The following is a 21476-nucleotide window of genomic DNA, read 5'->3' as shown; positions in this document are numbered from 1 at the left end:
CGCTTTGCCGGAAAGATATGGCTGGTTCAGCCCATTTGCCGAAACTGTCCAAGCGCAACGGAGTCCCATGGCGGTCACACTTCAAGATGTAGCCAAACGCGCGGGCGTCTCGAAATCAGCGGCTTCGCGCACCTTTACGGTTGGAGCGTCTGTTTCCAAAGCCACGCGCGCCAAGGTCGAGAAGGCCGCCGCCGAGCTTGGCTATACACCCAATGTGCTGGCCTCGAGCCTGACCACGGGGCGCACCAAGTTGATCGGCCTGATCTCGAACAACTTTACCAACCCCTATTTCCTCGAGATTTTCGACCGCTTTACCTTTTCGCTTCAAAAGGCGGGACTGCGCCCTTTGCTTGTGAACCTGTCGCACACCAAAGACGCTGCCGAAGCCCTCGACATGCTCAGACAATATAGCGTCGACGGCGTGATCGTGGCCTCATCGACGCTCCCCCCCGATTTTGCCGAGACCTTTCAAGGCGCAGGGCTTCCTCTTGTTCACGCCTTCGGCTGGTCGCGGCCTTCGCCCGACACCTATCTCGTCAGCATCGACAACGTCGCGGCGGGGCGTTTTGCGGGCGAGGCTTTGGTTTCGCGCGGCTACGGATCAATCGGTTATATCGGCGGCCCCGAAAGCGCGACGACGACCCAAGACCGACTTGCCGGTTTGAAAGACGCAGTGCAGCGCCGATTTGCAGGCGCGTGCTTTGCCGAGGAATATTCCTTTCACGCGGGCCGCGCGGAAATGCAAAGTGTGATCGCGCGCGGCGAGGTGGCCGAGGCTTATTTTTGCGGCGATGACGTGATTGCCATCGGCGTGTTGAGCGCCTTGATCGATGCAGGCTACAAGGTGCCCGAGGATGTGGGCGTTCTGGGGCTTGATGATATGGAAATGGCGGGTTGGGCGAATATCGCGCTCTCCACCATTCGCCAGCCGACTGAGCAGATCGTCGAGACGGCGGTTTCCCTCATGCAACAGGCCGTCAACAAAGAAGACGCGACCGAGCGGACGCGTCTTCTTCCGTTTTCCTTGGTCGAGCGCGGAACGCTGCGCCCGCTGCCCTAGCGGAACATCGGCGGACGGGCGTCTTTCCAGACACCGTTTTCCTTGCCGCTTTCGGCAACCGCAAAGACCGCCGCCATGGAACGCAAGCCGTCCTCGGCCTTGGGAAAGAGGTTGGCAGCGGGGTCGATCTCGCGGCCCTCTTTGCGCGCACGGATCGCTTCGGAGAGGTCCGAATAGATGTTGGCAAAGGCCAACGGCATCCCCTCGGCATGGCCGATGGTGACGCGGGTGCTTCGGTCTGCCTCGGGCGAGAGGTTCGCCTCGCCGCGCTCGATCACTTCGAGACGCCCACCAAGCGGCATGTGGTAAAGCTGGTTCGGTTGTTCCTGCGCCCAGCGCAGACCGCCCTTTTCGCCAAAGACCTGAAGCGTGAGGCCATGCTGACGGCCGAGCGCGATGGACGAGGTCCAAAGCCGCCCGACGGTGCCTCCGTCGAACCGCAAGTTCACCATCGCATCGTCTTCAAGCTCGCGCCCTGCCACGCAGGCGACGGTATCGGCAGAGAGTTTCTCGACCTCTTGGCCGAGAACAAAGCTCGCCATATGGAGCGCATGGATACCGCAGTCCGCAAATTGCGCGCTCACGCCTGCCTGTTTCGGATCATAGCGCCAGCGCACGCGGGGGTTGTCCATGTCGGCCGCGTCCGAGTGGTGGCCATGGGCAAACTCGGCCTTGACCAATCGGATGGCTCCAAGGTCGCCGCGCTGCACCATTGCCCGCATGTGACGGACCAGCGAATAGCCTGTGTAGCCGTAATTCACTGCGCAAATATTGCCCGTCGACTTGGCCAGTCGGACGATCTCTTCGCCCTCTTCCACGGTCATGGTCATCGGCTTTTCGCAGAGCACGTGAAACCCTGCTTCGAGAAAGGCTTTGGTGATCTCGAAATGGGTCGCATTCGGGGTCGCCACAGTCACGAGGTCGATGCGATCCTCGCGGTTCCGCTCGCCTTCGAGCATCTCGCGCCAATCACCATAGGAGCGATCCGCCGCAAGTCCGAGGCGCTGCCCATAGGCGCGACCCTCGGCGGGGCGGTGATCCAAGGCCCCAGCAGTGAAGTCAAAGAGACCGTCTAGCCCAGCGCCAAGACGATGTGCAGGTCCGATCTGGCTGCCTTCACCGCCGCCGATCATGCCCCAACGTAGTTTTCCCATTCTTCGGGTCCTTCTCAGTTAAATCCGATGGAGTGTAGGTATTCGCGGTTGGCCCGCGCATCGTCGAGCGGGTTCACGTCCAAGGTCGGATCACAGTCCTGCTCGACCGTGCACCAGCCGTCAAAGCCGCTGTCGAGGAGCACTTGGCGCACTGCTTTGAAATCGACGTCACCGCGTCCGAGGTTGCAGAAGATCCCCTGCCCGCAGGCCTCGTAGAAATCCGTGCGGTTCTCGACGACCTTGGCTTTGACGACGGGATCGATGTCCTTGAAGTGCATATAGCTGATGCGGCCGACATGACGCTTCATAAAGGCAACGGGGTCGAAGCCCGCATAGGAATGGTGCCCTGTGTCGAAACAGATCTTGAGAACGTCCTCGTCGACCTCGTCCAAAAGGCGCTCGAGCTCGGGCTCGAAGTCCATAAAGCCGCCTGCGTGGGCATGGATACTCACCGTCAGACCGTATTCCTCTCGGCCCATGCGCGCGACATAGGCGATCCTGTCGCGAAAGGCCGCCCATTCGGCCGCGTCCATCTGCTCTGCCTCGTCTGCACGTCCTGCCGTCGGGGCGCGGCGCGGCGAAATGCTGTCGATGAGCACAAGATGTTTGGCCCCGTGACTGGCGAGCGATTTGCACGTGCGCCCCGCTGCGTCGATCACATCGGCCCATTGCGAGCGGTCATGAAACGGCTTGAAGACAACCCCGCCGATCAACGTCAGACCGAACTCGTCCAACGCATCGCCAAGCAAATTGGGGTCTTCGGGCATAAAGCCTACGGGGCCAAGCTCGATCCCGCGATAGCCTGCGGCGGCGCATTCCTCGAGCACCTTGCGCCAATTCGGATTGCGCGGATCATCCGCAAATTCGACACCCCATGAACAGGGGGCATTTCCGATACGTATCGTCATCTTTTAACCTCTACCCATTGGCCGCTTTGTGATGAGTCAAAGACCGCTTCCACCACTTCGGCGACGGCCAGCCCGTCGCGGAACGTCGGCCAAACACGGGCGCCCGTTTCAATTGCGGTGAGAAAGTCTTTGGCTTCAATGATGATCTGGTCCTGATAGCCCGTTCCATGCCCGGGCCCGAGACAGAAGGGTTTGTAGTCGGGGTGCTCTGGCCCCATCAGGATCTTGCGAAAGCCGCGTAGCGCTTCGGGACCTTCTGCTTGATAAAGCCAGAGCGCATTCTGATCCTCTTGATCAAAGCGGATCGCGCCTTTGGTGCCGAAAATCTCGTAGACATAGCCCATCTTGCGCCCTGTCGCGACGCGGCTCGAATAGATGTGGCCCATCACGCCGTTTTCGAAGCGGCACATGATCTGGGCGTGATCGTCGTTGGTCACTTCACCGCCTTCGCGGGTTTTGATCGTGGTCTCGCAGACCGCATTGACCCGTGCAATCGGCCCCATGAGCGCCATGGCCGCGTTGATCGGATGGGGGGCCAGATCGCCCATATTTCCCGTTCCGCGCCCATTACACCGCCAGCTATAGGGGGTTTCGGGATCGGCAAGGAAATCCTCGGTGTGTTCGCAGCGGAACCAGTTGATCTCGCCAAGCACACCTTCTGCGATGAGCTTGCGGGCGAATTGGGTGGCGGGCGTCCGAGCATAATTGAAACCGACCATATTCGGCACGCCGCTTGCTTCGGCGGCGGCGGTCATGGCGCGTGCATCCTCAATGGTTTCGGCCAGCGGCTTTTCGCAAAGCACAGGCTTGCCCAGCGCCAAGGCGGCTTCTGCGATCGGGCGATGGGTGTCTTGGGTCGAGGCGATGACAACCGCTTCGACCTTGGGATCGTTGACCAGCTCTTGCCAGTCCTTGGCCGCGCGCGCAAAACCGTAGGCATCTCGATAGCGCTCGGCGCTTTCAAGCGAGGTGGCAGCGACCATTTCAAGCCGCGGGCGGAGGGCTGTGTTGAAAATCGCACCCACCGAGGACATCGCGACCGCATGTGCTTTACCCATGTATCCCCCGCCCACGATGCCAATTCCAATCGTCTTCATCGCTCCCCCTCGACTCATATTGCAACCGGTTGCAAAATTTGTAACTTTGCTCAAACAGGACCGCAACATCAATTTAGGGGTGGAGGGATGGCGGATCTCACGCGGCTGCGCGGGCAGCGCTTTTTGATCATCGGACGGGCGGGGATGGACTTTTATGCCGATCCCCCCGGCACACGTCTCGAGGAGGCCACACGCTTTACAACCGCGCTCGGCGGGTCGTCGGCGAATATTGCGGCGGGGCTGACGCGACTCGGGTGCAAGGCCGCTTTGGTAACGCGGGTGTCCGACGATGCGGTCGGGCGGTTCTGCCTCAATCAGCTTGACCACTACGGGATCGATCGCCAGTTCGTTCGCCCCGTGGGCGGCGAGGCTCGCAATTCGCTCGCCGTTGTCGAAACACGCCTCGAGAACACACAGTCGGTGATCTATCGCAACAATGCCGCCGATTTCGCCATGTGCGCAGAGGATGTGCAAGGCATCCCCTATGATGAGTTTTCCGCGCTTGTGACGACGGGCACCGTCCTTGCGGCAGAGCCGTCTCGAAGCGCGACATTCGACGCCTTCGCGCGTGCGCGTGACGCGGGCCTGCCGCTGATCTTCGATGTGGACTACCGCCCCTATAGTTGGGCCTCGGCGGAAGAGGCCTCCGAGGTCTATTCCAAAGCCGCCGCGCTTTGCGATGTGATTATCGGCAATGATGTCGAGTTCGGCTTTATGGCGGGGCAAGGCAAGGATGGCCTTGAGAAAGCCCGCGATCTGGTGCGCGAGGGCGCAGGTATCGTCGTCTATAAAATGGGCGAGCTTGGCGCGATCACGATCACCAAAGAGGGCGAAACGCGCACAGGCATTTTCCCGACCGAGGCGCTCAAACCGACGGGCGCGGGGGATAGTTTCATGGCGGGGTTTCTCGCCGCTCTCGCCCAAGACCGCCCGCTTGCCAAAGCGGTGACACGCGGCTCGGCCGCGGCCGCGATGGTCGTCGCCCGCGTCGGCTGCGCCCCCGCAATGCCGACCCAAGACGAACTCGACCAGTTTATCGCTGGCGCGCAGATGCAGACCCCAACCTAGGAGGCCAAGATGCACATTCCGCCCTTTGACAACCATAACAAGCCCATCGTCGATGTGGGTCATGACCTTGTCCCGCTCAATTACTTCAACATCGTCAAGCGCAAGGCGGGCGAAGTGTTCGACTATCGGCTCGAGGGATACGAGACCTGCATCGTCCCCGCGACGGGCACTGTGACGGTGGAAACCTCTGGCGAGACCTTTGCCGATATCGGCAATCGCGGCGTCGATGTCTGGGACGGCGAGCCCGAGGGGGTCTATGTTCCTTCGAACACGGGTGCGCGGATCACGGCCCGCACCGATACCGAGGTCTTTGTCGCAGGTGCGAAGTTCGGCGAAACGCTCAAACCCTTTGCCGTGCGTGCTGCCGATCTCGACGTTGTTCAATACGGCTCGGACGACACGAAAACCCACCGCAAGATCAAGCATATCCTCGGTGCGGCCTATCATGACCGCGTGGGGCGGCTTTTGGTGTCCGAGCTCTTCACCGTCGGTGAAGGAGGTTGGTCGGGCTTCCCCTCGCATAAACACGATACCGACCGTCTCCCCGAAGAAAGCCGTCATGACGAAACCTATAACTTCCGCTTTCGCCCGAACTACGGCTCGGGGCTCCAGATGCTCCAGCGCATGGATAATGAACCGGGGGATGCCTATCATATCATGGATGGCTCCACGGTGCTGATCGACAAGGGCTATCATCCCTGCTGCGCCCTACCCGGTTACGAAATGTATTACTTCACGATCCTCGGCGGTCTCAGCCAGCGCTCTCTCAAGCAGTATTTCCAGCCGACGCACGCCGAGCAGCTTCACACGATCCCCGGGATTATGGACATGGTGGCCAAATTCAAATGACCCGCGCCACGCTCTCCGAGGTTCTGACGCCTGCGCTGCGCGAAGGTTACGCCGTGGTGGGGTTCGTCTGTCTGGGCTGGGAGGATACCCGCGCCTATCTGCGTGCCGCCGAGGCCGAAGGTCGCCCCGTGATCCTTCAGGTCGGACCAGGAGCGCGGGCGCATATGCCACTGTCGGTCTGGGCGGAAATGCTCAAGGTCCTTGCGGATGAGGCAAGCGTCCCAGTGGTCAGCCATCTCGACCATGGCATGACTGTTGCCGACTGCGAAGAGGCGATCGCGCTGGGGTTCACGTCGGTGATGTTCGACGGCTCGGGGCTGCCCTTGGCCGAGAATATCGCGACGACCAAACACGTCGCTGCGCTTGCCCATGCGAAAGGCATCTCTTGCGAGGGCGAGATCGGCTATGTCGGCTATGCCAGCGGCGCCAAGTCCGAGGGCACCGACCCCGAGGAAGCCGCGCGTTTCGCCGCCGAGACGGGCGTCGATGCCATGGCCGTTTCGATCGGCAATGTTCATCTGCAAGAGGGACAAAACGCGTCAATCGATCAGACGCGCCTTGACGCGATTGAGGCGCTGACCCGCACTCCTTTGGTCATCCATGGTGGATCGGGCATTCCATCCGCCGAGCGTCGACGACTTGCCCTTCACAGCAACATCTGCAAATTCAACATCGGCACCGAACTGCGACAGGTCTTTGGCCGCGCACTCCGCGCCAAGCTTGACGCTGAGCCATTGCTCTTTGATCGGATTGATATCCTGAGCGCCGTCGAAGCCCCGCTTGAACAGGCCGCGCGGCGTGTTTTGCGCGAACTGGGCTAGGCCCTAGGGCGTCAAACACTCTTGGACCAACCCGCGAAGCCAGCGATGGCCGAGCGAGTTTTCAGCGCGACGGTGCCAATACATCATCAGCGGGATTTCGGGACGCTCCACCGCCAGAGGATGACGCGTGAAATTGCGCCGCCCCCCAAGCGCGTCGACGGTGTGGAAGGGCAAAGTGCCGATCAGGTCGCTTGCGTTCACCACATCAATCACCGCAGAAAAGGTCGGAACCGTCGCATGGATTTTGCGGCGACGCCCCATCTTTGCAAGGATCTGGTCCATGTCGTCCGCCGTGCGTCCATCGGGCGAAAAATGCACATGTGCAAGATCGCAGACCAGATCCACAGGGATCGGATCACCGTCCTTGATCCCCGCCGACACAAGGCGGCTGTGGCCGATACGCGCGATATGCTGGAACTGGGTGGTGAAGAGATACTGCATTGACACCCATTTGGGCATGTCCACACGCGGCCAGAAGGCAAGATCGACTTTGCCGTTTTCAAGCTCGCCGAGCGTGGTGCCGAACACCTGATCGACGAACACGATCTTAACGCTCGGTGCCTCGAGCCTCAGCCTTTCCAGCAATTTCGGAAGGAGGAGTTGGCTGAAAAAGTCGGACCCCGACAGCCAGAAGGTGCGGTCGAGCCGCGCGGGATCAAAGACGGACCCTAGTTCGAGCATTCCCGCTACGCCTTCAAGCGTTTGTTCCACTTGCGACCGAAGATCGAGCGCCACCTGTGTTGGTTCGAGCCTTTGACCCGTCCGCACGAAAAGCGGATCGCCGAACACCTCTCGCAAACGCCGCAATGAAGCCGAGGCCGCGGGCTGCGTGACGCCAAGCCTTTCGGCGGCTTTCGTGACGGAGCCTTCGGCAAAGAGCGCCTGAAAGGTTTTCAAAAGGTTCAGATCAAAGGTGTTTATATTCATCAGACTTATGAACGGTATAAGGAATAGAAGTTAGAATTATACCAGAGCATTGCGTTAATCTGAAGTCACTCAAGAGAAACGAGAAACACACCTCTTCTTCGGCAGGCTTCGGTCCGCCGTCCCGAGAGGCGACTTTGGAGGAAAAACAATGCAAAACGGACGAACCGATACGGTCAACTGGAACGGCTCCAGCTACCGCACACTCCTGACGACCGAAGAAACCAACGGGGCGATGTCCATCGTGGATTCCACCACCCCCGCAGGCGAAGGCCCGCCGCGCCACGTGCACGCAAACGAAGACGAGGTTTTCATCGTTCTGACGGGCGAGATCGAAGTCTGGATCGAGGGCGAGACCCGCCGTCTCGGGCCAAGCCAATCGGGCTTTATTCCGCGCGGCAAAGAACACACCTACCGCGTTTGTTCGGACACGCCCTCGCGTCATCTTGTCATTCTGACGCCCGGTGGTTTTGAAGGCTTTTTCTACGAGGCCGCAGATGGCGCGTTGCGCATCCCCGAAGATATGCCCGCGATCATGGAGGCGGCGGCGCGGCATCACCTCACCTTTACCGGTCCGCCGCTTGGCGCAGAGGGGTAAGGCCATGAATAAAACCGCATCCGCTTTCTTTGCCGTCGGTGCCGTCTTTGCGCTGATCGGGATGGCTTGGGGCATCCAGATGTCGGCGAGCGGCGATCACAGCCTGTCGCCTGCGCATGGACATTTGAACCTGATCGGCTTTGTGGCCTCTTCTGTCTATGGCGCGTTTTATGCGCTGAACCCTGACGCCGCGGCGTCTCGCTTGGCCAAGCTCCATCTCGGCTCGGCCATCGTCGGTGTTCTTCTCATCGTGCCGGGCATTGTGATGGCGATCACCCAGCATGGCGAAACCTTTGCCAAGATCGGCTCGATTGTTGTGCTCCTTTCAATGCTGATCTTTTTTGTTCAGACGGTAAGAGCGTTTACCCGCGCGGCCTAATCAAGCCGCCCGAGCCAAAGGCCGCTGCCCATCATCCTGCGCACCAGCGCAGGTTGGCCCGAAATCCCGAGCCGCGCGAAAATCGCCTTTGAGGTGGTTCGCGCGGTTTCTTCTGTCCAGCCGAGAGCCATTGCCGCTTCTTTTATGCTTGCACCATCGCAAAGCTGCATAGCCAAACGCGCCTCGCTCTTGCTGATGCCGAAATGCGCGGCAACGGTTTCGGGGGCAACATCGGCGGCGGGTTGCGCCACGCGAAGTGTGCCGAGGATCGTTTGATCCTCCCCCTGAGTGAGCACCAGTTCCGTCAGAGGCTCCACCCCGATCACCGCCACATCCCGCGCTGCCCCCGCAAGAACCTGTTGAAAGGCAGCGCGAAACGCCTGCGCCGCGCCATCGTCGGCCAATTCGAACCGGCGCCGTTCCGAAAGTCGCATGCCCCGCTCCTCGGCCCAAGCGCCGACCATCGAGGAATAGCTTGTGATTATTGCGCTCCGCTCGAACTGAACCCAGCCGAGCCCCGATTGCATTGCAACGGCATCCGTGCGCGCCGCCTCACGCCGTGTCTCTAACAGACGAAGCCACATCTCGGCCCCCTGCCCCAAGAACGGCGTCAGCGCCGAGAGGAGCTGGCCGTCGACACTCCGAAAGTCCTTGAGATGCGCGCCACGGGTGATCCAAAGCGTTACAGTCGCCGCCTGATCGATCCGCACTTTGACCGCGCGCACAAACCCGTGTCGCCACTCGAAATTCGGAAGGCCGTCTTGGTCATAAACCCGTTCGACCCGCAGTTTCAGCCGTAGCTCTGCGTCCACCAACGGCGCATCCCCGAACAGGCGCGGGGTCTCCGTGTCGATGACAAGCGCCGCCCCATCAGCCTGAGTGATCGAGCGCAGAGCGTGCAAGAACCCCGCCCAAGCCTCACCCTCTGCCGAGGCGTCACCTGCAGAGGCAAAAAGAGCGCGGATCAGTTCGGTTTGATCGTCAAAACGGGCCATGGCGCAAGATACCTCCCATTTGGGAGGTTATCCAGTCCCCTCCTCGCGCTATCACCAAGAAAAACCAAGACTGAAACGATTCGAGTATGACCCAGAAAACCCTGACCCACCTGCAACGCCTTGAGGCGGAGAGCATCCATATCCTGCGTGAAGTCGTCGCCGAGGCCGAAAACCCCGTGATGCTCTATTCGGTCGGCAAGGACTCGGCCGTTATGCTGCATCTGGCGAAAAAGGCGTTCTACCCCGCGCCGCCGCCCTTCCCGCTTCTTCACGTCGACACCACGTGGAAGTTCCGCGACATGTATGCGCTGCGCGACAAGGCCGCCAAGGACGCAGGGATGGAGCTTCACGTCTATCAGAACCCAGAAGCGAAAGAGCGCGGCATCAACCCGTTCGATCACGGCGGGCTTCATACCGACATGTGGAAAACCGAAGGGCTCAAGCAGGCGCTCGACAAATACGGGTTCGACGTAGCCTTTGGTGGCGCACGCCGCGACGAGGAAAAGTCCCGCGCCAAGGAACGCGTGTTCTCTTTCCGCTCGGCCAACCACCGCTGGGACCCCAAGAACCAGCGCCCCGAGCTGTGGCGGCTCTATAACGCCCGCAAAGCCAAGGGCGAGAGCGTGCGCGTGTTCCCGATCTCGAACTGGACCGAGCTTGATATCTGGCAATACATCCACCTCGAAGGCATCGAGATCGTACCGCTCTATTTCTCGGCCCCGCGTCCGACGGTCGAGCGTGATGGCCTGACCATCATGGTGGACGACGACCGCTTCCCGCTGCGCGAGGGCGAGACGCCCGTCATGAAATCGGTGCGCTTCCGCACGCTTGGCTGTTACCCGCTTACGGGTGCGGTCGAGAGCACGGCGACCACGCTCCCCGAAGTCATTCAGGAAATGCTGCTGACCACCACCTCCGAGCGCCAAGGCCGCGCGATCGACCACGATCAGGCCGCCTCGATGGAGAAGAAAAAGCAGGAAGGCTATTTCTAAGCCCCTGCTTTCTCAGCGCTTTTCAACCCAATTTACACCCCCAAGGTGATCCGCATGACGAACGACCCGATTTACAAGACCGACGCCCTTATTGCCGAAAACATCGACGCCTATCTCGAAGCGCACCAGCACAAGACAATGCTGCGCTTCATCACTTGTGGCTCTGTTGACGATGGCAAATCCACCCTGATCGGCCGTCTCCTCTATGACAGCAAGATGATCTTTGAAGACCAGCTTGCCACGCTCGAAGCAGACAGCAAACGCGTCGGCACCCAAGGCGGCGAGATCGACTTTGCCCTTCTCGTCGACGGACTTGCCGCCGAGCGCGAACAGGGCATCACCATCGACGTCGCCTATCGCTTCTTCGCCACCGAAAAGCGCAAGTTCATTGTGGCCGACACCCCCGGTCACGAGCAATACACCCGCAATATGGTCACGGGCGCCTCGACCGCCGATCTCGCCGTCATTCTGATTGATGCGCGCAAAGGTGTTCTGACCCAGACCCGCCGTCACAGCTATCTTGTGAACCTGATCGGCATTCGCCACGTGGTCCTTGCCGTCAACAAGATGGACCTCATCGGCTATGACAAGGCGACCTTTGACCAAATCGTCGAGGAATACGGCGCCTTTGCCCGCTCCATCGGCATCGAAGAGTTCACCGCGATCCCGATCTCAGGGTTCAAGGGCGACAACATCACCGGCCCGAGCGCCCACACGCCGTGGTATCAAGGCCCTGCGCTGCTGCCGCATCTGGAAAGCGTCGAGGTCGATGTCACCACGGATCAGGACCTCCCCTTCCGTCTCCCCGTGCAATGGGTCAACCGCCCGAACCTTGATTTCCGCGGCTTCGCAGGCCTTATCGCAAGCGGCTCGGTGCGCCCCGGTGATGCGGTGCGCGTCCTGCCCTCGGGCAAAACTTCGACCGTTTCGCGTATCGTGAGCCTTGAAGGCGACCGCGACATCGCTGTTGCAGGCGAGTCCGTCACGATCACGCTCGCCGACGAAATCGACTGCTCGCGCGGTCAGGTCATCGTCGCGGCCCAAGCCCCGCTCGAAGTCGCAGACCAGTTCGAAGCCACGGTCGTCTGGATGGATGAAGCGCCCCTCGTTCCGGGCCGCGCCTATTGGCTCAAGATCGGAACCCAGACCGTTTCGGCCACGATCCAGCACCCCAAATACGAGATCAACGTCAACACCCAAGAGCATCTTGCCACCAAGACGCTCGATCTGAACGCCATCGGTGTCGCCAATATCACCACCGACCGCGAAATCCCCTTTGCCGCCTATCCCGAGAGCCGCGATCTCGGTGGCTTCATCCTGATCGACAAGATCACCAACCACACGGTTGCCGCAGGGATGATCCACTTCGCGCTCCGCCGCGCCCAGAACATCCACTGGCAGGCCACGGATATCGGCCGCGAGCATCACGCCTCGATGAAACACCAGAAGCCTGCCGTGCTCTGGCTCACGGGTCTATCGGGCTCGGGCAAATCGACGATCGCCAATATCATCGAGAAGAAGCTGGCACGTATGAACCGCCACACCTTCCTTCTTGATGGCGACAACGTGCGCCACGGCCTCAACAAAGACCTCGGCTTTACCGAAGCCGACCGCATCGAGAACATCCGGCGTGTGGGCGAGGTTGCCAAGCTGATGACCGACGCGGGCCTCATTGTGATTACCGCCTTCATCTCACCCTTCCGCTCGGAACGCGACATGGTACGCAGCATGATGCAGCCCGGTGAATTCGTCGAAGTCTTTGTGGACACCCCCCTCGAAGTCGCCGAAGCCCGCGACGTCAAAGGCCTCTACGCCAAGGCCCGCTCGGGCCAACTCAAGAACTTCACAGGCATCGACAGCCCCTACGAGGCCCCCGACAACGCCGAAATCCGCATCGACACAACACACGTGACGCCGGAAGAGGCGGCGGACCTGATTATCGCGAGGCTGATACCGTAACTTTTTATCACGATTGAGGCCCAAAACCCGCGCTCACTGAACGAGCGCGGGGTCCTTGGCAAACGATACGCTAAGGAAGTCGCTTTTCGGCATTATTTGGATCTGCACTTCACGGCCTAAGCCGCTAACGACCTTTTTTCCTATACTTTCCGAGTTGAGATGCTAAATGCGCTGCAAGTTGCAAATAGGAAGTTGTTATGCCGAAGGACTACATCGTCAAAGACATCACGCTTGCGGGTTTTGGTCGCAAGGAATTGGACATTGCAGAAACGGAAATGCCCGGGCTTATGGCGTGCCGTGCCGAGTTCGGGGAGAGCAAGCCTCTGAAGGGTGCGCGCATTGTGGGCTCGCTCCACATGACGATCCAGACGGCCGTTCTGATCGAGACGCTGGTGGCTTTGGGTGCGGATGTGCGCTGGGCTTCGTGCAACATCTTCTCGACCCAGGATCATGCCGCCGCCGCGATTGCCGAAGCCGGTATTCCCGTCTTTGCGGTCAAGGGCCAGACGCTGACCGAGCATTGGGATTATCTCGACAAATCCTTCATGTTCCCCGAAGGCGCGAATATGATCCTCGACGATGGCGGTGATGCGACGCTCTATGTTCTGCTGGGCGCCCGCGCCGAGGCAGGCGAGGACATCATTCCCGTGCCCCAGTCCGAAGAAGAAGAAGTCATCAAGGCGCAGATCTACAAGCGCATGAAAGCCAGCCCCGGCTGGTTCACCAAGACCAAAGAGGCCATCAAGGGCGTCTCGGAGGAAACCACCACTGGCGTGCATCGCCTCTATGATCTGCACAAGAAGGGCCAGCTCCCTTTCCCTGCGATCAACGTCAACGACTCGGTCACCAAGTCCAAGTTCGATAACAAATACGGCTGTAAAGAATCGCTCGTCGACGGCATCCGCCGCGCCACCGACACGATGATGGCGGGCAAGGTTGCCGTCGTTTGCGGTTACGGCGACGTGGGCAAAGGCTCTGCCGCTTCGCTACGCGGCGCAGGCGCACGCGTCAAGGTAACCGAAGTCGATCCGATCTGCGCGCTTCAGGCGGCGATGGACGGTTTCGAGGTTGTCGTTCTCGAAGACGTGGTCGCGAGCGCGGACATCTTCATCACCACCACGGGCAACCGTGACGTCATCCGCATCGAGCACATGCGCGAGATGAAGGATATGGCGATCGTCGGCAACATCGGCCACTTCGACAACGAGATCCAGGTCGCGGCTCTTCGGAACCACAAGTGGACCAACATCAAGGATCAGGTGGATATGATCGAAATGCCCTCGGGCAGCCGTATCATCCTTCTGTCCGAGGGTCGTCTGCTGAACCTCGGCAACGCCACGGGCCACCCCTCGTTTGTGATGTCGGCCTCTTTCACCAACCAGGTGCTCGCACAGATTGAGCTTTGGACCAAAGGCGAGGACTACGCCCCCGGCGTCTATATCCTGCCCAAGCACCTCGACGAAAAGGTCGCGCGTCTCCACCTCGACCGCATCGGCGTGAAGCTCACCCAGCTGCGCAAAGAGCAGGCCGACTACATCGGTGTCACCATCGAAGGTCCCTTCAAGCCCGAACACTATCGTTACTAAGTTACCCCTTACATTTTCCCCGTCACAACGGCTTCCTGGCGTGGCGGGGACATTCCAATGGAGCACTTCCCAATGAGCCGACAGAACTACATTTTCACTTCGGAATCCGTGTCCGAAGGCCACCCCGATAAGGTCTGCGACCGGATTTCCGACGCCATCCTCGATGCGTTTTTGTCCGAGGAACCCGAAGCTCGCGTGGCCTGCGAGACCTTTGCCACGACCAATCGCGTTGTGATCGGCGGTGAAGTGGGCCTCTCCGATCAGGACAAGTTGAGCGATTACATGGGCCGCGTGGACGGGATCGTCCGCGACTGCATCAAGGACATCGGTTACGAGCAGGACAAGTTCCACCACGAAACCGTCGAGATCACCAATCTCCTGCACGAGCAATCCGCGCATATCGCCCAAGGCGTCGACGCGCGCGAGGACAAGGACGAAGGCGCAGGCGATCAGGGGATCATGTTCGGCTATGCGACCACCGAGACGCCCGAGCTGATGCCTGCCCCGATCCACTATGCGCACAAGATCCTCAAGCGTCTTGCCGAAGTGCGCAAGGACGGCAGCGAGCCGACCCTGCGCCCCGACGCCAAGAGCCAGCTTTCGGTGCGCTATGAAAACGGCAAGCCCGTCGGCGTCACCTCGATCGTGCTTTCGACCCAGCACGCCCACGAAAGCCAGACGAGCGCCGACATCCGCGCCATCGTCGAGCCTTATATCCGCGAAGTGCTGCCTGAGGGTTGGATTTCGGCGGACACCGAATGGTGGGTGAACCCCACGGGCACCTTTGTGATCGGCGGCCCCGACGGGGACGCAGGCCTTACGGGGCGCAAGATCATCGTCGACACCTATGGCGGCGCAGCGCCCCACGGCGGCGGTGCGTTTTCGGGCAAAGATCCGACCAAGGTGGACCGTTCGGCCGCCTATGCCGCGCGCTATCTGGCCAAGAACGTGGTGGCGGCAGGTCTTGCCGAGCGCTGCACGATCCAGCTTTCCTATGCCATCGGTGTGGCCAAACCGCTCTCGATCTATGCCGATACCTTCGGCACGGGCGACGTAGACCCCGCCAAGATCGAAGCGGCGATTGCCCAAGTTATGGACCTCACCCCCCGAGGCATCCGCTCGCACCTCGGTCTCAACCGTCCGATCTATGCGCGCACCTCGGCCTATGGCCACTTCGGCCGCGCCCCAGAGGCGGACGGCGGCTTCTCGTGGGAGCGCACCGATCTGGTCGATGCCCTCAAGGCCGCGATCTAACCACAAAAGGGGCGAAGGAAACTTCGCCCCTCATTTGCTTCTATTTGTAAGTGGCTCGGTTTCGGCTATTAGTGTTCTAGTGCACTCTCTAATTGTTCACGGATGAATTGCTGCGACAAATTAAGAGTAAGCGATGGGCGCCTATCGAGCGTTGATGTTGGGTTGTCTGGGATATTGGGATCATGGTTGAGCATTTTTTGCATTCGCTCTTTGCCCTGACGCGCACGGAAAAGCGCATCATGCAAATCCTTACAGATAGTACTTTGATCGTGGTGTGCTTTTATGCGGCTCTTGCCGTTCAGATGGCCTCGACGGACGCACTTAAGAGCCCCTCTGCCGTATTGATGCTCTTGACCGTTATCCCACTTTCACTCGCAGGTTTTGTTAAACTCGGGTTCTATCGTGCGATTGTCCGCTATATGTCGAGCAAGGCCTTGCGAACTGTTATTTACGGAGTTGGCCTGTCTGCGCTTTGGCTCTTCGCCATCGGGTGGGTATTTTCGGTCGGGTTTCCGATGTCCGTGGTGTTTATCTACGCGATGTTGCTTTTCATGACCGTGGGCGGCTCGCGTCTGATCCTGCGAAATCTATATCATTCGCTTGAACGGGACGCGCGTAGTCCAGTTGCTATCTACGGCGCTGGCGCCGCGGGTCGCCAACTCGTCAACGCACTCAGCCAGAGCAAAAGTTATCGACCTGTGATCCTCATTGACGACAATCCGGCTTTACAGAATTCCGAAATTGGCGGACTGAGTGTCATTTCGTTCGAGCAAGCTCACGGTTACCTCAAAAAGTCCAATGTCAAAACCATCCTTCTAGCGCTTCCTAGTCTGTCGCAGGCAAGCAGACGGGCGATCATCGAACGGCTGGAGGGCTTGAAAGTCGAAGTAAAGACGATGCCAGGCCTTTCGGATCTTATCGAGGGTCGGGCACAGATCAGCACAGTGCGAGATATTTCGATCGAAGAATTGCTTGGACGCGATCCGATCCCGCCCAAAGCGCAGCTCATGGAAAGAAACATTCGCAATAAAGTCGTGCTTGTAACAGGCGCTGGCGGGTCAATCGGAAGCGAATTATGCCGCCAGATACTCCGACAGAATCCCAAGAAACTTCTCCTTCTCGATTCCTCCGAATATGCCCTCTATTCGGTGCATGACGAATTGACAGGCGTTGCTCAGGCACAGTCGCTAGAGACAACGATTATCCCGATCATTTGTTCGGTTCAGAACCAAGGTCGCGTCCAAACAGTGTTGAGCACGTTCAAGGTTCAAACCATCTATCATGCTGCAGCCTACAAGCATGTTCCACTTGTTGAACTGAACGTCATTGAAGGGATGCGGAATAATATCTTCGGAACAAAGGTGATCGCCGAGGCGGCGATTTCGGCTGGCGTAGAGTCATTTACTCTCATTTCAACCGATAAAGCTGTACGTCCAACCAACTTTATGGGTGCATCCAAGCGGATGGCCGAGCTTGTTTGCCAGGCCTATGCAAGGTCGCAGTCGCGAACCATTTTCTCTATGGTTCGCTTCGGCAATGTTCTCGGGTCCTCGGGTTCCGTCATTCCGAGATTCACCGAGCAAATCAAAACCGGGGGTCCGATTACGGTTACCCACAAGGAAATCAACCGCTTCTTCATGACGATCCCCGAAGCTGCGCAACTGGTGATCCAAGCCAGCTCGATGGCAAAGGGCGGTGAAGTCTTTGTTCTCGACATGGGTGAGCCGGTCAAGATCATAGATCTCGCGCAAAAGATGGCTAGATTACACGGTCTGACACCATTTATCGAAGAAGAGGGGCTGGCCGAACAGCAAGCGAACCTTGACCCAAGCAAGATCGCCATTCGTGTTGTAGGGCTCCGTCCGGGCGAAAAACTCTATGAAGAACTCCTTATCGGAAATGATCCGGAAGGAACCGAGCATCCCCGCATCATGAGCGCACGAGAGACCTATTTGGAACTCTCTGTTCTGAATCAAATCCTCGAAGAACTCTTCTTAGCCTGCAAAGCCTTCGATATTGAACATGTGCGCGAGCTACTGCAAAAAGCCCCGACCGACTTTGCACCAGTAAGTTCGATTTCGGACTTGGTCTGGGACAAAAACAGCAAAAGCGCACTCAAACCAAAGCTGACTGCCGTATAGCTTCAAAAGCTACGGTTAAATTATTTGAAACCGGCAATTGCGAGCGTTCCAAGTCCATTCGTCAAAGCCCCGTTTATACGTGAGATGACCGAGCTAAACTCGCTGATCGGCTGAGTGGAAACAAAGATTATATCGTCAGGCCGAAGTTGGAGCTCTTTTGCCAAGATCAAGCGGGTAGGATCGCTCAGGTCGATAAAGTAAGCATCGAATGAATTGGCAACCTGCTCTTTGCGACGAAGCAAAAATACCTGCTTCAAGTCAGCTTCGATATTTCCGAGAGCTGCGCTACTGAAAATCGCTGTCGCGAGTGTCGGGCGCGTGGTCGGGGAGATTTCGATGAGCTTGGGAGATGTTCCTGCGCCTGTCACCATAACCGTTTGTTTGCTATACTCGAGCGGCTCAATCACAATTTTGTCGCCACCACGAAGGTAGATCGACGCTCCTGGATGCTCTACGAGAACTTTCTGCGCAGACATCCGATATTCCGTGCCGCGGCGCGTCAGGCGGATCAAGTACTCGCTGTCAGGCGTTACAATCAGTCCAGCATTTAGGAGTGCATCAACCAGGGTGATCCCCTGCTCGGTAATCGGCAAAACAGCATTTCGCGCGCTCGCGGACGACGAGATGACTGAAACTTTCTGGGAGTTATAACCTTCAACGTATAGATCAAATGAAGTATTTTTACTGATTGCTTCGACCGAGATCGTATCACCGGATTGAATGTAGATACGGGCGGTATCAGCGGAGCCGAGAATTTCGCTGGCGAGTATCCCATATTCTATGCCGTTGCGCAAAAGTTTGACTTGGAACTCTCGCTCATCCGTTGGACGCACACCATATTCAGACAGAACATTCGCAAGATCAATCGGCGCTTCGAGAATTTCGATCGTGCGCTGCACAGGAACATCCCCTATCAGACGCGCCGGGTTTGCTACGTTCCGCTTGATGACGATTTCATTCTTTGGATCAAGTCCTGCGCCGGTCAGTGCGTCGGCAATCGCACGCGATGCCTCACTTCGCGTCATGCCTTCAATAAAAACCTCGCCGACGCCCAATAGCGAGATGCTGCCCTGAGAGGAGACGCGGATCTCTCTTGTTGTCGGGGTTTCGATCAGTGTTTGGCTGACGCCATTTGTGCTCACCTCACTAGAAACCGTTGTAATGGCTATCTCGTCGCCGGCACCTATTCGATAAATTGGGCGGATGCCTACAGGTGGCTTAGGAAGGATAGAAACAGCGTTACTCTTCCCCGCGCGCTGTCTCAGTCGCTCTGAAATTTCACTCCTCACCTGCTCGACAGTCTTGCCAGAAACGTCGAGAACACCGAATACGGGCGACACAATCGTGTTGCCGTTGGAAACAACGAGCCGCTCTGTGTTCGCGATCAAGCCACTTACGCCGTCGCTCGCGATGCTATTGCGTGTTTCGGTGAAGATAAGGACATCACCTGCCCCTAGAGTATACGCAACCTTTCCGGTGGCTACGGGATAACGCTCAGACAAGGCAACAGAAGCAGGTACAACACTTGCAAGAGCTGCCGAACCAGAATCCGCGACAACAAATCCGCGCTCCCATTTTCTGGAATTCGCTTGCGAGATCACCGATGCTGTCACCGCTTGGACATCTAGGTCGAAACTGGTTTGTGCCGCAGCTGCCTCTGTAGTCGGTGCGACGATGTTTTGCGGTAAATACGCACAAGCCGTCAAAAACGTCAGCGCTGCGGTCGACAGAAGGAGTGGACGAATGCGCATTTCATTTACTCACAAATTAGGTAAGCGCGGGCTCGCGCAAGACGATCAAGAACCGCACGAGCGGAATGGGTCAATGAGACAGTTGTACGACCGCGTTCTGCAATCAGAACAAGTGCATCGATTTCATCGGCGAGGGCAGCAACGTAGGCACCCGCCATAGGAAATTTGGGGCACACAACAATAATGTGCGCAGCTTCATCACGTAATTCCGGGAGAATGGATTTCAGCACGAGCGCAGGCATACTGGACGTTGGCTCCGAGACATAAGCGAAGATACGCTCCCCTTCGAAACGCCGAAGCGCAAACTGTCGTTCACCACGCTCCACAAGAGCACCCGTGAAAGCTTCTCCGGTCAAGTCGAGGAGACACGTTCTTTGACCGGAAGCTGCGAGTTCATTCGCCAAATCGAATGCTGCACGCGATGCAAGATCTGAGCTCGTCAATGACAAAAACACCACCTGACGGGCTTCACCAAGTTCCAATTCAACTGCGATTTTCTCCAGCTCGCCACTTTCAACAGACGTGCGAAGCAACTTTAGGACAGAGCGCTTACGCAAACTATGTGCAATCAGACCTATTCGGGCGGAAATCGTATTCGGGCCATAAATAGTTCCCCGCATCGCGACCAAGACGATAATAACCACCGAAGTAATAAAGCCGCCAAGGAACATCCCAAGGGCAGCATAAACAACTTTGCGCGGCTTAAAGGGGTCAATCGCCGGTATCGCGGGTTCCATTACCCGACCCACAGAAGCGTTGAAACCACTGGTGATGCTTTGCGCTTCAAACTGGGCGACTAGTGCTTCGTAAATTGATTGCTGAACTTTGATCTCGCGTTCCAATGACGCAAGTTCAGTGGCAGAAGCAGCAGTTGAACGAGCGTCCTGCTCCAACATTGAGATCGATCGTTGTGCCTGTTCAAGCCGCGATTGGGTGGTCGAGCGAGCCTGAGCAAGTGTTTCGGCATCGATCCAGAACCAAGTATCAGATGATTGCCCCCAACCGACAATTGAGCGAAACTCGCTCGAAGCGACAAAAGGGTATTGATTCAGGAGTTCGCTTCTTTCCAAGGGGGTCAGTATACGCCGCTCTTCGGTGTATTGCTGAAACTCCTCGAGAGCGGAAAGAGTATCGCCCAAAGACTGCCGCTGCTCTCGAAGGCGGACAAGTTGAGTGGATGCCTTAGCGAGTTCAATGCCGGAAGCGAGATTGTTGTCTACTGCATAAGCGGACATTGCAGCTGCTGCTTTCTCAAGATCCGCCTGAACCACCGATAGCTCGCCTGCAAGATAGTCGATTTGCGCCCGAGACTTTTCTTTTCGCTCAACCAAAATATCAGCAAGAGCCTTTTCAGCGATCAAGTTTGCAATTTTTGCCGCACGTTCAGGATCATAGTGCTCCACGCTCACTTCAACCATACTTGCTTCGCCGACGTTTACACTCACGTATTCACGATAAAACCCAATCATACGCTGATCGCGCGCCGCAGGACTATCAACCATCGGCTTGCTGATACCGAGAGCGATCTGGATACGCGCGCGCAAGTTCGGTGCTCTCACCACGGGGTTGAACTGAGGATCAGTGTAAAGACCTGCATCATCCGCTATCGCAAGAACGAAGCTTCGCGATCTGATCCTATCACTTATCGTCGCGGTCGCGCTGTCGCCACCTGCCCCCCCGCCAATTATCGCAGCAAGCCCAGCAGCGTCTCCTAATCCTGAAAAGCCTGGTGAACTATCTTCAAGCATGAAGACGTTCGTCGCATTGAACATCGGCTCTACTTTGTTCACTGCATAATAGAGTGATGCCGCACTGGTCACAAAAGCGATCAGCAGGATGATCGACCAATGCCGCGCGACGGAATACCAAACCTCACGAAGGTCGATCTCATCTTCATTGTAGCTAGGAATAGGTGCGGTCACGAATGGTTCGCCTGCTCT

General features: G+C 58.0%; 18 protein-coding genes and 1 riboswitch. Of the genes, 11 read left to right on the top strand and 7 right to left on the bottom strand.

Going from position 1 to position 21476, the window contains the following annotated elements; all coding sequences use genetic code 11:
* Window positions 1-67 precede the first annotated feature (67 nt).
* Complete coding sequence (locus QQG91_RS03040) at window positions 68-1060, top strand: LacI family DNA-binding transcriptional regulator (protein WP_285771510.1); 993 nt, start codon at window positions 68-70, stop codon at window positions 1058-1060.
* Here the strand turns inward: QQG91_RS03040 and QQG91_RS03035 are convergent.
* The 3 genes from QQG91_RS03035 to QQG91_RS03025 are packed head-to-tail and all read right to left on the bottom strand — an operon-like array spanning window position 1057 to window position 4219.
* Complete coding sequence (locus QQG91_RS03035) at window positions 1057-2214, bottom strand: Gfo/Idh/MocA family protein (protein WP_285771509.1); 1158 nt, start codon at window positions 2212-2214, stop codon at window positions 1057-1059. The two genes, QQG91_RS03040 and QQG91_RS03035, sit on opposite strands and share 4 nt — an antisense overlap.
* A 14-nt stretch (window positions 2215-2228) precedes the next feature.
* Complete coding sequence (locus tag QQG91_RS03030) at window positions 2229-3122, bottom strand: TIM barrel protein (RefSeq protein WP_285771508.1); 894 nt, start codon at window positions 3120-3122, stop codon at window positions 2229-2231.
* Window positions 3119-4219: a Gfo/Idh/MocA family protein gene (locus QQG91_RS03025; protein ID WP_285771507.1), complete on the bottom strand. Its 1101-nt coding sequence runs from the start codon at window positions 4217-4219 to the stop codon at window positions 3119-3121. Before QQG91_RS03025 ends, QQG91_RS03030 begins: the two co-directional genes overlap by 4 nt.
* Before the next feature lie 87 nt (window positions 4220-4306).
* Between QQG91_RS03025 and iolC the strand changes: the two genes are divergently transcribed.
* The 3 genes from iolC to QQG91_RS03010 are packed head-to-tail and all read left to right on the top strand — an operon-like array spanning window position 4307 to window position 6957.
* Complete coding sequence (gene iolC, locus QQG91_RS03020) at window positions 4307-5287, top strand: 5-dehydro-2-deoxygluconokinase (RefSeq protein ID WP_285771506.1); 981 nt, start codon at window positions 4307-4309, stop codon at window positions 5285-5287.
* A 9-nt stretch (window positions 5288-5296) separates the two neighbouring features.
* Entirely contained in the window at window positions 5297-6136 is an 840-nt protein-coding gene (locus tag QQG91_RS03015) for a 5-deoxy-glucuronate isomerase (protein WP_285771505.1), read from the top strand.
* Complete coding sequence (locus QQG91_RS03010; RefSeq protein ID WP_285771504.1) at window positions 6133-6957, top strand: class II fructose-bisphosphate aldolase; 825 nt, start codon at window positions 6133-6135, stop codon at window positions 6955-6957. Before QQG91_RS03015 ends, QQG91_RS03010 begins: the two co-directional genes overlap by 4 nt.
* Before the next feature lie 3 nt (window positions 6958-6960).
* Here the strand turns inward: QQG91_RS03010 and QQG91_RS03005 are convergent, their stop codons facing one another.
* Complete coding sequence (locus tag QQG91_RS03005; RefSeq protein WP_285771503.1) at window positions 6961-7884, bottom strand: LysR family transcriptional regulator; 924 nt, start codon at window positions 7882-7884, stop codon at window positions 6961-6963.
* Window positions 7885-8032: 148 nt separating this feature from the next.
* Between QQG91_RS03005 and QQG91_RS03000 the strand changes: the two genes are divergently transcribed.
* Window positions 8033-8479: a cupin domain-containing protein gene (locus QQG91_RS03000; protein WP_285771502.1), complete on the top strand. Its 447-nt coding sequence runs from the start codon at window positions 8033-8035 to the stop codon at window positions 8477-8479.
* Window positions 8480-8483: 4 nt separating this feature from the next.
* The gene (locus QQG91_RS02995) at window positions 8484-8858 is read left to right on the top strand and encodes a hypothetical protein (RefSeq protein ID WP_285771501.1); all 375 of its coding nucleotides are present in this window, start codon (window positions 8484-8486) and stop codon (window positions 8856-8858) included.
* On the opposite strand, the gene QQG91_RS02990 is transcribed toward QQG91_RS02995, so the two are convergent.
* Window positions 8855-9853 (bottom strand): helix-turn-helix transcriptional regulator, encoded by a 999-nt coding sequence (locus QQG91_RS02990; protein ID WP_285771500.1) that lies wholly within the window; start codon window positions 9851-9853, stop codon window positions 8855-8857. The genes QQG91_RS02995 and QQG91_RS02990 overlap by 4 nt on opposite strands.
* A gap of 86 nt (window positions 9854-9939) precedes the next feature.
* Here QQG91_RS02990 and cysD point away from each other — a divergent pair, with 86 nt between their 5' ends.
* From cysD to QQG91_RS02965, 5 genes are all read left to right on the top strand, one after another.
* Window positions 9940-10845: a sulfate adenylyltransferase subunit CysD gene (gene cysD, locus QQG91_RS02985; protein WP_285771499.1), complete on the top strand. Its 906-nt coding sequence runs from the start codon at window positions 9940-9942 to the stop codon at window positions 10843-10845.
* A 54-nt stretch (window positions 10846-10899) separates the two neighbouring features.
* On the top strand, window positions 10900-12804 hold the full coding sequence (gene cysN, locus QQG91_RS02980; protein ID WP_285771498.1) for a sulfate adenylyltransferase subunit CysN: 1905 nt from the start codon (window positions 10900-10902) through the stop codon (window positions 12802-12804).
* A 197-nt stretch (window positions 12805-13001) separates the two neighbouring features.
* Complete coding sequence (gene ahcY, locus QQG91_RS02975) at window positions 13002-14390, top strand: adenosylhomocysteinase (RefSeq protein ID WP_285770890.1); 1389 nt, start codon at window positions 13002-13004, stop codon at window positions 14388-14390.
* A 16-nt stretch (window positions 14391-14406) separates the two neighbouring features.
* Window positions 14407-14455, top strand: a riboswitch (SAM-SAH riboswitch).
* 7 nt (window positions 14456-14462) lie between these two features.
* Window positions 14463-15644 (top strand): methionine adenosyltransferase, encoded by a 1182-nt coding sequence (gene metK / locus QQG91_RS02970; protein ID WP_285771497.1) that lies wholly within the window; start codon window positions 14463-14465, stop codon window positions 15642-15644.
* Window positions 15645-15826: 182 nt separating this feature from the next.
* Window positions 15827-17785 (top strand): nucleoside-diphosphate sugar epimerase/dehydratase, encoded by a 1959-nt coding sequence (locus tag QQG91_RS02965; protein ID WP_285771496.1) that lies wholly within the window; start codon window positions 15827-15829, stop codon window positions 17783-17785.
* 20 nt (window positions 17786-17805) lie between these two features.
* Here the strand turns inward: QQG91_RS02965 and QQG91_RS02960 are convergent, their stop codons facing one another.
* Both QQG91_RS02960 and QQG91_RS02955 read right to left on the bottom strand, forming a co-directional pair.
* Window positions 17806-19536, bottom strand: a complete 1731-nt coding sequence (locus QQG91_RS02960) for a polysaccharide biosynthesis/export family protein (protein WP_285771495.1) — start codon at window positions 19534-19536, stop codon at window positions 17806-17808.
* 5 nt (window positions 19537-19541) lie between these two features.
* Complete coding sequence (locus tag QQG91_RS02955; RefSeq protein ID WP_285771494.1) at window positions 19542-21458, bottom strand: GumC family protein; 1917 nt, start codon at window positions 21456-21458, stop codon at window positions 19542-19544.
* Between the last annotated feature and the right edge of the window lie 18 nt (window positions 21459-21476).

The sequence above is a fragment of the Marivivens sp. LCG002 genome, from assembly GCF_030264275.1.
In the GTDB taxonomy this organism is placed as follows: Bacteria; Pseudomonadota; Alphaproteobacteria; order Rhodobacterales; family Rhodobacteraceae; genus Marivivens.
Note: the sequence above shows the minus strand (reverse complement) of the source record. Positions and strands in the feature narration are given on the sequence as shown.

Excerpts from the sequence above, each read along its gene's own strand:
- QQG91_RS03040 (WP_285771510.1), top strand. The coding sequence starts at position 68 with ATGGCGGTCACACTTCAAGATGTAGCCAAACGCGCGGGCGTCTCGAAA.
- QQG91_RS03035 (WP_285771509.1), bottom strand. The coding sequence starts at position 2,214 with ATGGGAAAACTACGTTGGGGCATGATCGGCGGCGGTGAAGGCAGCCAG.
- QQG91_RS03030 (WP_285771508.1), bottom strand. The coding sequence starts at position 3,122 with ATGACGATACGTATCGGAAATGCCCCCTGTTCATGGGGTGTCGAATTT.
- QQG91_RS03025 (WP_285771507.1), bottom strand. The coding sequence starts at position 4,219 with ATGAAGACGATTGGAATTGGCATCGTGGGCGGGGGATACATGGGTAAA.
- iolC (WP_285771506.1), top strand. The coding sequence starts at position 4,307 with ATGGCGGATCTCACGCGGCTGCGCGGGCAGCGCTTTTTGATCATCGGA.
- QQG91_RS03015 (WP_285771505.1), top strand. The coding sequence starts at position 5,297 with ATGCACATTCCGCCCTTTGACAACCATAACAAGCCCATCGTCGATGTG.
- QQG91_RS03010 (WP_285771504.1), top strand. The coding sequence starts at position 6,133 with ATGACCCGCGCCACGCTCTCCGAGGTTCTGACGCCTGCGCTGCGCGAA.
- QQG91_RS03005 (WP_285771503.1), bottom strand. The coding sequence starts at position 7,884 with ATGAATATAAACACCTTTGATCTGAACCTTTTGAAAACCTTTCAGGCG.
- QQG91_RS03000 (WP_285771502.1), top strand. The coding sequence starts at position 8,033 with ATGCAAAACGGACGAACCGATACGGTCAACTGGAACGGCTCCAGCTAC.
- QQG91_RS02995 (WP_285771501.1), top strand. The coding sequence starts at position 8,484 with ATGAATAAAACCGCATCCGCTTTCTTTGCCGTCGGTGCCGTCTTTGCG.
- QQG91_RS02990 (WP_285771500.1), bottom strand. The coding sequence starts at position 9,853 with ATGGCCCGTTTTGACGATCAAACCGAACTGATCCGCGCTCTTTTTGCC.
- cysD (WP_285771499.1), top strand. The coding sequence starts at position 9,940 with ATGACCCAGAAAACCCTGACCCACCTGCAACGCCTTGAGGCGGAGAGC.
- cysN (WP_285771498.1), top strand. The coding sequence starts at position 10,900 with ATGACGAACGACCCGATTTACAAGACCGACGCCCTTATTGCCGAAAAC.
- ahcY (WP_285770890.1), top strand. The coding sequence starts at position 13,002 with ATGCCGAAGGACTACATCGTCAAAGACATCACGCTTGCGGGTTTTGGT.
- metK (WP_285771497.1), top strand. The coding sequence starts at position 14,463 with ATGAGCCGACAGAACTACATTTTCACTTCGGAATCCGTGTCCGAAGGC.
- QQG91_RS02965 (WP_285771496.1), top strand. The coding sequence starts at position 15,827 with ATGGTTGAGCATTTTTTGCATTCGCTCTTTGCCCTGACGCGCACGGAA.
- QQG91_RS02960 (WP_285771495.1), bottom strand. The coding sequence starts at position 19,536 with ATGCGCATTCGTCCACTCCTTCTGTCGACCGCAGCGCTGACGTTTTTG.